The 12126-nt window shown below is 41.1% G+C and carries 9 protein-coding genes and 2 pseudogenes; 2 read left to right on the top strand and 9 right to left on the bottom strand.

Annotated features, from left to right (window positions below; translation table 11 throughout):
* The 9 genes and pseudogenes from L650_RS23650 to L650_RS0108335 form a co-directional block, all read right to left on the bottom strand.
* A protein-coding gene (locus tag L650_RS23650; protein WP_128081053.1) for an IS3 family transposase occupies positions 1-1224 on the bottom strand; the annotation gives its coding sequence in 2 pieces (ribosomal slippage) (positions 1-873 and positions 873-1224; 1225 coding nt annotated over the 2 pieces). This gene is flagged as partial in the annotation.
* A gap of 130 nt (positions 1225-1354) precedes the next feature.
* Positions 1355-1570, bottom strand: coding sequence for an EF-hand domain-containing protein (locus L650_RS0108370; protein WP_004588041.1), 216 nt, complete (start codon positions 1568-1570; stop codon positions 1355-1357).
* A 178-nt stretch (positions 1571-1748) separates the two neighbouring features.
* On the bottom strand, positions 1749-1961 hold the full coding sequence (locus tag L650_RS0108365; RefSeq protein ID WP_004588042.1) for a calmodulin-like protein: 213 nt from the start codon (positions 1959-1961) through the stop codon (positions 1749-1751).
* A 129-nt stretch (positions 1962-2090) separates the two neighbouring features.
* Positions 2091-2303, bottom strand: coding sequence for an EF-hand domain-containing protein (locus L650_RS0108360; RefSeq protein WP_004588043.1), 213 nt, complete (start codon positions 2301-2303; stop codon positions 2091-2093).
* A 420-nt stretch (positions 2304-2723) separates the two neighbouring features.
* Complete coding sequence (locus L650_RS0108355) at positions 2724-3398, bottom strand: flagellar brake protein (protein WP_029772824.1); 675 nt, start codon at positions 3396-3398, stop codon at positions 2724-2726.
* 29 nt (positions 3399-3427) lie between these two features.
* On the bottom strand, positions 3428-4879 hold the full coding sequence (locus L650_RS0108350) for a TrkH family potassium uptake protein (RefSeq protein ID WP_004588045.1): 1452 nt from the start codon (positions 4877-4879) through the stop codon (positions 3428-3430).
* Between the two features lie 50 nt (positions 4880-4929).
* On the bottom strand, positions 4930-5544 hold the full coding sequence (locus tag L650_RS0108345) for a YigZ family protein (protein ID WP_024032141.1): 615 nt from the start codon (positions 5542-5544) through the stop codon (positions 4930-4932).
* 86 nt (positions 5545-5630) lie between these two features.
* Entirely contained in the window at positions 5631-6953 is a 1323-nt protein-coding gene (gene pepQ, locus L650_RS0108340; RefSeq protein WP_004588047.1) for a Xaa-Pro dipeptidase, read from the bottom strand.
* Between the two features lie 184 nt (positions 6954-7137).
* Positions 7138-8995 (bottom strand): annotated as a pseudogene (locus tag L650_RS0108335) (transglycosylase SLT domain-containing protein).
* Between the two features lie 295 nt (positions 8996-9290).
* On the opposite strand from L650_RS0108335, the gene fadB reads away from it, so the two are divergent.
* Together fadB and fadA are read left to right on the top strand one after the other, a co-directional pair.
* Positions 9291-11450, top strand: a complete 2160-nt coding sequence (gene fadB, locus L650_RS0108330) for a fatty acid oxidation complex subunit alpha FadB (RefSeq protein ID WP_029772823.1) — start codon at positions 9291-9293, stop codon at positions 11448-11450.
* A gap of 4 nt (positions 11451-11454) precedes the next feature.
* A pseudogene (gene fadA, locus L650_RS0108325) lies at positions 11455-12126 on the top strand (acetyl-CoA C-acyltransferase); the annotation flags it as partial.

Raw genomic sequence — 12126 nt, 5'->3', positions numbered from 1 at the left:
CTTGGTGCGAAAGCGCCAGGTCTTTTTTATGCACTTGATTTGGTGTTTTCATATCCAAACTTAAGTGCGGTCGCATTTCATTGTATATAAATATCGATTCTTCAACGAGCTGTTTTAACTCTGCCATATTGCGACATTTATACAGTAAAAACTCTTGCTTTAATATCCCGTTAATACGCTCTGCTAATGCGTTTTGATAACAGTCATACCCATCGGTCATCGATGGTCTAATGCCCTCTTTTAATAGCGCATTTTGATATACTTCAGAGCAATATTGTAAACCTCTATCTGAATGATGAATGGCATCACGTTTATATACGCGTTGCTTAATTGTCATTTCTAATGCTCTGACTACATCGGTTGCTTTCATTTCATCACTCAGCTCATAACCCATTATTTTTCGACTGTAAGCATCAGTGACTAACGATAGGTAATGCACGCCTTGCGCTGACTTTACGTATGTAATGTCACTAACGAAGACTTCCTCGGCCGCAGTAGGCATGTATTCCTTTAGTAAATTGGGATGCTTGCGCATCCAATGGTTACTGTTTGTTGTTTTAGTGTAATTTTTCTTTGGTTTTACAAGAAAGTCATGCTCTCTCAAATAATCAAAAAAACAATCACGACCTAGTTTAATGCCACGCTCTTGCAGGTCTGGCTTTATCATCAGATAAAGTTTCTTCCCACCAATACGAGGCATGAATTGCCGCCAGTACATCACTAATTCTTTGACTGGCTCCAATTCTTTATTCCGAGCATCTATTCTGCGCATAGCTTGATAGTAACCTTGTCGCGTTACGCCATATGCACGGCATAACGGAGTAAGCTTTATTTGATGGTTTTCTTTTGCGCGCGTGATAGCTCGGATATGTACTTTTTTCGCAAGCCCGCTCCATATTCTTCATCCATAATATTAATCATTTCATCTTTGATTAAATCCTTTAGGCGTAACTCTTCTATCTCGCGCTCTAAACGTTTAATTTTTTGTGCTGGGGTTTCTTTCGATTTAGGCATGTTGGCTATATAAGTTGGTTTAGACCAATCTAATTTACCATGTTTTCGCAGCCATACCAGAACGGTACTGCGGCCTTGAATACCGTAATGACTTTGCGCTTGTTTATAGGTGAAGTCGCCTTTTTCTACTTGCTCAACAATAGATAATTTAAAGCCTAATGTATAATCTCGCTGAGTACGCTTAACGTCTTTAATTTTAGTGGTTTTCATAAAATAAGTCCTAAATGTGTAAACACATTTCAGGACAAGACATAGTTAAACACAAAAAAGCCGCTGACTAAGGCGGCTTTAGTGGAGTATGTTTTTTTAATGCTAGGCAACCCTGCTTAGCAGCTTCTAATTACTGTACTTTTGAAAACTCTTGCTCAGAAATTTCACCATTACCATCAGTATCTAGCTGGTCAAAAATTTTCACTAGCTGTGAATTTACCTGCGCTTCTTGCTTTGAAATTGCACCATCACCATCGGCATCAAACGAGGCAAAGTCGACTGCAGCATACGCCGCTGATGAAGAAGCTAATACGATAACGGCAAGTGCTGTATTTAATGTTTTCATAGTTGTGTCCTAATTAAGAGGAAATCCTTTTCTAAGATCCATGGGTTTAAAAATTAACTAAAAAGTGCTTTTGCCAATGTGCATTACTAAGTTTTAATGCACATTGGATTAGAGCAAATGACTCTTTGCTAAGTGAACATGCGCTGCCCTGCGCTCAATTGGCAAAGATCATCACACCCTAGTATTTAGAGAACTCTTGCTTTGAAAGCTCACCATTTCCGTCGGTATCAAGCTCAACAAACTCAGCCATTAAATCCGCATCAACCGATGCTTCAGCTTGGCTAATGGCACCATTGCCATCTACATCTAGCGTGTCAAAATCAGTCCCTGCAAAGGCAGCAGAAGAAGAGGCAATAGCCATAAATGCGAGTGCTTTATTTAAATGCTTCATAATTTAATCCTTCAATATAAACAAATTAGTTAAGTTCACTACGTGGTGTACGCAATCCTTGTAATCCTTTTTCGTAAGCTCCCTTGCCTACTTAGGTTGTCATTGGCAACTCAGGATTGTTACCACACTTTAAGCTTCTGAAAATTCTTCTTTTGATAGCTCACCATCTTGGTCAGTATCTAATTCTGAGAACATGCTCATCAGTTTTGCATCAATTGATGCCTCTGATTTGCTAATCGTGCCGCTGCCATCTACATCTAACGTATCAAAATCAGTTGCTGCAAATGCCGCTGATGATGAAGCAAGGGCGATAAGTGCTAAAGTTTTATTAATGCTTTTCATAATATAATTCCTTCAAGTATATGTGTGCGATTAAGTGTTTTACTTTAAATCACGTTATTGTTCAGTACAGCCAGACTATTACAACTTGAATGCCAAGTTTTAAAAGTTCATTAATTTCAATCAGTTAAATGAGAGCTTGGCTATTTTTGATAAATTTGCGGGGGTTTTATGTTGCAAACTAGCAACAAAGGGTAAAGCTAAGTTTTTAAATACAATAAAAACAGCTAGTTACATAAGAGAAAAAAGCTACAATTTTCGGCGTAAATTGTAAGGATGAAGATTTACAAAAAAAAGAGACTAAATTTTAGCCGTGAGGGGAGCTAACGTATTAAAATAACTCACTCGTAAAACTAATCTATACTACTGATTTTTATAGAAAATAAAAATTATTTTTTGAAGTTTTAAAAAATATGACTGCCACTAAAATAAAAAATGGCCATTTGTTGCTATTAAGCGAAAGNGATCGATAAAATGCTCTTTCATAAATGCCTTCATTTCATCTTCACTGGCTAGAAGTTTAATACCACAATTAACTCCTGCGGCGTGTTCTTTTACACTGCATATTTCGCCAGTAAATGCTTTATTGTTGGTATCAACCGTCACCGTGCATTGCATATCTTTAATATTTTCATCGTTTTGATCGCCGCGTACATCAAACATCACCCCGGTAAGCGAGATGTCTTTAATCACCCCTTCAAGTACTCTATCGTCACTGAGAGTTAATTTTGCAGGTAATAAGGTAGGTATGCGTGTTTGCGCGCGCAGTGCAAATAACTGCACTTGCGCAGGGTAATTAATAAAAATGAGCCTAGCAGGGTGTGAGGCAACCGACATAAGCTGCTGCCTAAATGCTATTACTTGTCCGCCACTGCCTTCTATAACCGCTCTTACCACCACCATTACACCATCACGTAGGTAATCACTTGCAGCAGCTAAACGCTTTGAACTTGGGTAATTTAAAATAATAAATTTATTTTCTAGCAAGCCAATAAACTCTGTTTTCACGCGTTTACTACTGGTAGGCGTAACAATTTCCAAGTCGACCAATCGCCCTGTTGTTAACTGGTGTAATTTATCTAAATTAGAATGTGGCATGCCTGTTCCTAAGCATCATTTTTATATTATTACCCACGCCAAAAGGTCGGCGTAAATAGCACGAGTAAGGTGAAAATTTCTAAGCGACCAAATACCATGGCAATGGTTAATAGCCATTTGGCACCATCGCTCACCGCCCCATAATGAGAGGCAACATCACCTAAGCCTGGGCCTAAATTATTTAAACACGCCGCCGTAGCAGAGAACGCGGTAATGTTGTCCATGCCGGTTCCCATTAGTGCCAGCATTATAATAATAAACACCAATGCGTACGCTGAGAAAAACCCCCAAACCGCTTCAACTACTTTATCGGGCAGGGCTTTACGACCAAGCTTAATAGAGTATATAGCACGTGGGTGCACTAAGCGGTTAAGCTCACGTATGCCTTGTAGGTAAAGTAAAAACACGCGTACAACTTTCATACCGCCACCGGTTGAACCTGCACAGCCACCTATAAAGCTCGAAAAAATAAGCAATATAGGTAAAAACAGCGGCCAAGTAGAAAAGTTATCGGTGGCAAAACCGGCTGTGGTACTCATAGACACCGCCTGAAATAAGGCCTGATCGAGGGTTTCATCGCCATCGGCAAATATTTCGTTAGATGAGAGCACCGTAAAACAAATCACCACCAGCGCTAACTGTATCAGTAAAAAAACTTTAAATTCAGGGTCACGAATGTATACCTGAATATTACGACTCGCTACCGCCGCGTAATGCAGTGAAAAGTTAACCGCAGCAATAATTAAAAAGAAAACACATATAAAGTTAATGACAGGGCTATCAAAGTGCCCTATTGAGGCATCGTAAGTAGAAAAACCGCCAATCGCCACTGTAGAAAACGCATGGCATATAGCATCAAACCACTCCATACCTGCCGCCCAATACGCCAACATACAGGTTACCGTTAACGACACATAAATGTACCAAAGGTGCTTTGCGGTATCGGCAATGCGGGGGGTCATTTTTGAATCTTTTACTGGGCCTGGGATCTCAGCTCGGTATAACTGCATGCCACCGACCCCAAGCATGGGCAGAATAGCAACAGCAAGTACAATGATACCCATACCGCCAAACCACTGTAATTGCTGGCGATAAAACAAAACAGACTTAGGCAGGTATTCAATTCCGGTAAGTACAGTGGCCCCAGTGGTTGTAAGGCCAGAAAAGGCCTCAAACACCGCATCGGCCATAGACAAATTAGGTTCTTGTAAAAAAATCAGCGGTAACGATGCAAACGCCCCTAGTACCAGCCAAAATAGTACAACAATTAAAAAGCCTTCGCGTGCTTTTAAGTCGCCGTTTTCATGCCTGTTTGGGTAATAAGCTGTTAAACCAATAACCACACTAAATATAAACGCTAATACAAAAGGAACACCACCACCATCTTTATAAAATAAAGACACCACCGCAGGCGGCACCATGGTAATACTAAACAGCGCAACAAGTTGGCCAAGGATTTTTATGATGGTACGAAATTGCATGTAGCTTATCGCTTTTATTATTAGTAAATATAAGTGTGTAAGTTATTGTCTTACTCTTTGATAGTTAACTCAACTGCGCCATGGCTTAAATCAAAAATATCTTTAATGGCCTGTTTTGCTTGGCGGCTATCAATAGTAATAACCCATTCAATATTAGCAGTAAATTGTTTTTCTATATTAAGTACTTGATAATTGGTTTTTAACAATTGCTCTATTGCGCCCTGCATGCTGTATTCACTCTGGCCTACAATCTCGATACTCGGTACTTTAGTCACCGTTTTTAGCTGCGAAAGTGCATTATTAAGCGACCCACCATAGGCACGCACTAACCCACCGGTGCCCAGCTTTATACCGCCAAAATAACGGGTGACAACCGCAGTAATTTCGCCAAGTCCAGAACCCACCAGCACATTAAGCATCGGCTTTCCTGCGGTACCATTTGGCTCGCCATCATCAGAAAAACCATAAACATGGCTTCCGCCTGGGTTACCCGCTACGTGCGCCCAACAATTATGACGAGCATCTGGGTACTTTTCTTCAATGCTTTTAATAAATGCTTTAGCAGCCTGTAGGTCTGGCGTATGCGCGATATGAACTATAAAGGTGCTTTTTTTAATTTCTTCTTGATGAAACACATCATCGGCGGGGTATTTATATTCAGACATAATTAAAGCTCAATTAAAAATGGGGCCAAAAGGCCCCTTTGCATTCGCGTATTTTAGCGCGTATTGGCGAGCTCGTCTTTATTAGCTTAGTCGAGCGCTAAATCACGAGTCATATTTTCTAGGCTGTCTTCGTGAACAATAATATTGTCTTCAATACGAATACCGCCGTATGGTTTTAACGACTCAATTTTTTCCCAGTTAATAAACTGCTTACTGTCGGTTTGCGCTAAATCACCTAATAATGAGTCTATAAAGTAAAGCCCTGGCTCAATAGTAAACACTTGGTTTTTCTCTATTTTACGAGTACAACGCAAGAATGGGTGCCCTTCTGGCGATGGCTGGTGGGTGCCTTTATCATCACGCATAAAGCCGCCCATATCGTGCACTTGTAGGCCAAGGTGATGGCCCAAGCCATGAGGGAAAAATGTTGAGGTAATTTTACGTTCCACAATTTCTGTTGCAGGTAAGTTTACAATATTGAAGTCGCTAAGAATTTGCGCAATACGGTTATGGCAATCAACGTGTAAATCGCCATATAACATGCCAGGCTTTAATGCGTTGCCTAGCTCAATTTGTATTGCCGTCATAGTTTGTACTAGCTCAGCAAATTCGCCCTGTTTTTTAAAATCGTACGTACGGGTTATATCTGCGGCATACCCATTAAAGTTTGCGCCAGCATCGATTAAAAACGAATTATGAGTAAGCGGTGCTTTTGGCTCAAAATGTGTGTAATGCAAAATAGCGCAGTTTTCGTTAAGCGCTACTATGTTGCCATACGGCATTTCGTTTTCGCTTTGGCGTGTAGCCATAAGGTACGCTTGCTGAATATCAAATTCGCTACCACCATTATAAAACGTATCGCGTGCTGCTTTATGTCCATCTACCGCAATGCGGTTGGCTTGGCGTAAACATTCAAGCTCGTACTGCGTTTTATAAGCGCGGTTATAATGAAAATAGTTAAGTACCGGCTCAGGATTCATAATACTAAAGCCAAGCGCTTGCGCTACCTCTAGGTATTCGCCCATGTAAGCGTATTTAGCTTTATCGTAAGGTAATAGTTTTTCAACTTGATCAGGCTGTAGCAATAATTCTATATCAAAGTACTCAGCCCAAAAATCACGCGGCTCATCTGGTACTTTGTGCCAAAAATCAACTGGGCGGTAAAAAATAAGCTTAGGTTTATCGCTACCATTTACCACAATCCAACAATGTGGGTTATCAATAACAGGAAGCCATGCTTTAAAGTGTGGATTAACTTTAAATGGGTAATACATGTCGTCTAAAAACTGGCGCTTAGCTTGGCCTGAGTGAATAACTAAACCCTCGAGCCCTTCACGGTCACAAATTGTACGCGTACGTTGTTGTAATGTGGCAATATGCTCTGCATATAAAACGGCTAATTTATCCATTGTTAATCCATCTGTTAAATTTAACTTGCTTTGAGTCTACCACTTAAACGTAAAGCGCTCAAAAAAGGGGGATATTTAACATGTAAATATCCCCCTAATACTTATACCCATCGTGTTACGTTATTAGCCCTTTATTTAGCACGCTAGAATGGCTAAATATTTTAGGTAATTGGTATTACATAATTTACCCGCCCATTTTCATTTTGAGTAACGGCGCGAGCACGTTTCCTTCTCGGCCCATCCGGGTGTGATAAACCTGGCGATAAGCAAACACATTTTTTACGTAATCTCGCGTTTCTCTATACGGGATCAGCTCAACCCATAGCTCTGCTGGTATGGCTTCGTCAGGTAACCAACGTTTAATACGATGATACCCTGCGTTATAAGATGCCGTAGCAAGTATTTCATTCCCTTTGTTTTTCTTTTTTAAGTACTGCAAGTAACTAGTACCTAAGCGTATATTGGTTTTAGGTTGGTACAAACGCGTACTCGATACCCTTGCTTTGTTAACGTATTCTGCCGTACTAGGGAGCAATTGCATTAAACCACGCGCATTTGCATGCGAACGCGCATCTGGTGCAAACGAGCTTTCGCGCCGTGCAATTGCAATACTCCACGCGGGGTCTATTTTGCTGCGTTTACTGTAGCGCTCAAATATATCTTGAAATGCAAACGGAAAACGCAGTTCAACATAATCCCATGCTTTAATTTTAGCTAACGTGAAAATAACGTTATCGTGCCAATTGTTTTGCGCTGCAACCTTTGAGGCAGCTAGTTTTTCTTCATCAGTAGAGGTGTTCGTTAAGTAATTCCATTCTCGGCGTGCAGAGGTAAAACGCTCGAGTTCGTAAAGTGCTTTTGCACGTTTAAAGCCCGGCGCATTCTTCACCTTCTCTACTAGTTTTTGATCAACCTGCAAAGGCTGATTGTTTAAATCAACCGGCAGTCCTAATCGAGCTGCCGNCCACTTTAGTCCAAATTTCGTCTGCTTTTTGTTGCTCGCCTCGCTTAGCATAGCTATAAGCAAGCCAATATTGCTGGCCTAAACTTAAATCGTCTTTACCTGTAAAAAAAGCCGCTATGCCTTCCCAGTCTTGGGTTTTAAGCATATTACCAAGTTGCCACTGAATTAGCTTTCTGTCTTGTCGCGCTTTTGGCACCTTATTAAGCCAAAAACTGGCCTGTTTATGCCCACTTGAAGCAAGTGATAAAGCGAACGTGTAATATAAATCTGCTTTTTCTTCATCGCTGTAAGTAAACATTTTTTCTAGCTTTTGCCAAGCTCTTAAAGCCAGCGCTTTATCGCGCCAAATTAAACGCTTAACTCCATAAATAGCTATTTGCGCTTCTTTTGCCGACTTAGTTTTATAACGATACAAGCCTGCGGCCGCACTAGGGTCGCGGCGTACTTTTAAATATAAATCGGCTAAGTAACGCTCGTTTTTAGGTAACAACGTTTTTAAATAAGGGAGTAAACTTTGCGTACCGCCCTGCGCTGCAAGCGTTATGCGCTTCCATACAAGCTCATTATTTAAATAACCTTTTTTGCGCCAAAGCGAAAATAGCGGGTCGCATTCATTCGGTTGCGACTTACCCACCGTCCATAAATCGGTAACCTGATTAAAAATGGCTTTTTCTGGCGCCCCTAAATCAAGCTGAAAATCTAAAAACGTGCATGTTAGCGCTGCGTTAGACGTTTCTCGGTAGTTTTTTATATAAGCTGCTTTTTTATTGTTTTTTTCAAGATACTCTAACCACGCTTTACGTACAGGCCACTCAAGCGGGGTATGTTCATAAATGGTTAGGTAATCTTCAATTTCGCTTTGATATTTAAAATTGGGGTGGCGTTGCCAATATGTTTTTTCGACATACGGCTTTAACGGGTGGTCTAACCCGTTTATTGCTTCTTTAAAGTCTTGGTAGCTTCCATAGCGCACTTTTTTTTCAGCATCTAAAAACGCGTCATTATCGATACTCGCTTGGGCAGAACTAAAAGGAAGAATAAAGGCAGCTGCCACAGCGCTTAATAAAAATTTTTTCATAATATCCTTTAGGTTTAACGACCTGTCAGGGTTAATAATTTCCAGTTTGAGACACTAAAACAATAATGAGAGTGCCTTTAATAAAGTATGAACAACATTTAATTTACGCACTCATAATAATTAATGAGTACCTTTAGCACATTCCAGTACACCTTAGCACCAAACCAGCTATATTTTAACCAACCGTTTGTAACCGAGTTAAATTTTTCGTTGCATTTTAATTTTAAAGCAAGCACACTGGTCGAAATGCAAACTCATCGTACCAGTCTTAGTTCGTCAACTAGGGAGAATAATAATGTTATATAAAAGCGATTCCTTTGAAGTTAGCTTCCTAAAGGAAAACATCGCCGAGTTTAAGTTTTGTGTTGCAGGTTCTGTAAACACACTATCTCAGCAAACTCTTTCAGATTGTGCAGCAGCATTAAAAGAATTAGCGTCTAATTCTGATATCAAAGGCATGATTTTCACCAGTGATAAAGATCACTTTATTATTGGTGCAGATATCTTCGAATTTTTACCAACATTTACTAAACCAGAAGAAGAATTAGTAACGTGGATCAAAAACGCAACCGACGTTTTTGACGCAATCGAAGACTTACCATTCCCAACTCTTAGCGCTATAAATGGCTTGGCACTTGGCGGCGGCTGTGAGTGGGCACTTGCTACCGATTATCGCGTTGCAAGCGAAACCGCTAAAATGGGCTTACCAGAAGTTAAACTAGGTATAATGCCTGGTTTTGGTGGCACAGTGCGCTTACCACGCATTATTGGCGCAGATAACGCCATGCTTTGGATCACCTCAGGCAAAGAAAACCGTGCCGCTGACGCCCTAAAAGTAGGTGCGTTTGACGCGGTAGTTAGTGCTGACAAACTTTTAGAGTCAAGCCTAGCAACACTTGAATTAGCAATTGCCGGCAAGCTAGATTGGCAGGCAAAGCGCGATGTTAAACTTCAGCCACTTAAATTAAACCGTGTTGAGCAAGGCATGAGCTTTGCAATGGCAGAAGGTATGGTAATGGGTAAAACCAAAGGCCACTATCCTGCTCCGGTTATGGCAGTTCGCACTATTAAAGCAGCGGCCAACTGTACTCGCGATGAAGCAATGGCAATCGAAAATGCTAACTTTGCAAAACTTGCGCGCACTAACGAAGCAGCTGCACAAACCGGTATTTTCTTAAATGACCAGTTTATTAAAGGCAAAGCACGTAAACTTGCTAAGCACAGCGATGTAGAAATTAAACAAGCTGCTGTATTAGGCGCTGGTATTATGGGCGGCGGTATTGCATACCAGTCAGCTTATAAAGGTACCCCAATTGTAATGAAAGACATCCAACAGGATGCGCTTGATTTAGGTATGGGTGAAGCATCTAAACTACTGGGTGCAAAAGTTAAACGCGGCCACATGCCAATGGAAAAAATGCTGGCAACGCTTAGCAAAATTAAGCCAACGCTTAACGATGCAGACCTACAAAACGCCAACATTATTGTTGAAGCGGTTGTAGAAAACCCTAAAGTTAAGCAAGCGGTATTAGCTGACCTTGAAAAGAACATGCCAGAAGGCACGGTACTTACATCAAACACATCGACTATTTGTATCGACTTACTTGCAGAAGCGTTAGAAAAGCCAGAAAACTTCTGTGGTATGCACTTTTTCAACCCAGTGCCAAAAATGCCATTAGTAGAAATTATCCGTGGTGCAAAAACCTCTGATAAAACAATTAATGCAGTTGTTGATTACGCTCTTAAACTTGGCAAGTCTCCAATTGTTGTAAACGATTGCCCAGGCTTTTTTGTAAACCGTGTTTTATTCCCTTACTTTGCGGGCTTTAGCAAATTAGTTGTTGAAGGCGCTAACTTTGCAAAAGTAGATAAAGTAATGGAAAACGTATTTGGCTGGCCAATGGGCCCGGCTTACCTGCTTGATGTTGTAGGTATTGATACGGCGTATCACTGTACTGGCGTAATGGCTGACGGATTCCCTGAGCGTATGGCACGCGCAGAAAAAGATCCGGTGACTGTTTTTGCTAACGAAAAACGTTTTGGTCAAAAGAACAAAGCAGGTTTTTACAAGTACGAAACAGACCGTCGTGGTCGTCTTAAAAAATCAACCGATGCAACAGCAGTTGAGCTACTAGCGCCAATTACTGATGCACCTAAAGAATTTGATAAACAAGAAATTATCGACCGTTGTATGATCCCAATGATCAACGAAGTACTACTTTGTTTACAAGAAGGCATTGTTGCTTCTCCTCAAGAAGCTGATATGGCCCTTGTATACGGCGTTGGTTTCCCTCCATTTAGAGGCGGCGCGTTCCGTTACTTAGATCAAACAGGTTTAGCTAACTTTGTTGCAGCAGCAGACAAATATGCTCACCTAGGTGCGATTTACCAAGTATCAGAGCAAACTCGCAAATGGGCCGAAGAAGGTCGTGTTTTCTATAAGGTGGAAGGTTAATATCATGAATAATCCAGTAATTGTAGATTGTATCCGCACACCAATGGGTCGCTCAAAAGGCGGCGTATTTAAAAACAAGCGTGCGGAAGATTTAAGTGCTCACCTTATGAAAGGGTTATTAGAGCGCAACCCAGCAGTTGACCCTGCATCAATTGACGATATTTATTGGGGCTGTGTACAGCAAACATTAGAGCAAGGCTTTAACGTTGCACGTAACGCATCACTGCTTGCGGGTATTCCACATTCAGTACCAGCTACAACCGTTAACCGTTTATGTGGCTCNATTATGACAGGCGCTGGCGACACTTACCTTATTGGTGGTGTTGAGCACATGGGTCACGTACCTATGACTCACGGTAACGACTTTCACCCAGGCTTAGCAACTTCAATTGCACAAGCATCTGGCTCTATGGGTTTAACTGCAGAATACCTTGCTACTATTCACGGAATTAGCCGCCAGCAGCAAGACGAATTTGCATACCGCTCACATCAACGTGCACATGCTGCAACAGTTGAAGGCCGTTTCCGCCGCGAAATTTTAGCAATGGAAGGTCACGCAGCTGATGGCTCTTTAATTTTAGTTGAAGATGATGAAGTAATTCGCCCTGAAACAACGGTTGAAGGTTTATCTCAGCTTCGCCCAGTATTTAACCCAGCCTCTGGCTCGGTTACTGCG

The sequence above is a fragment of the Pseudoalteromonas sp. TB51 genome (genome assembly GCF_000498055.1).
GTDB classification, from domain to species: domain Bacteria; phylum Pseudomonadota; class Gammaproteobacteria; order Enterobacterales; family Alteromonadaceae; genus Pseudoalteromonas; species Pseudoalteromonas atlantica.
This window is presented reverse-complemented; position numbering and strand designations above follow the sequence as displayed.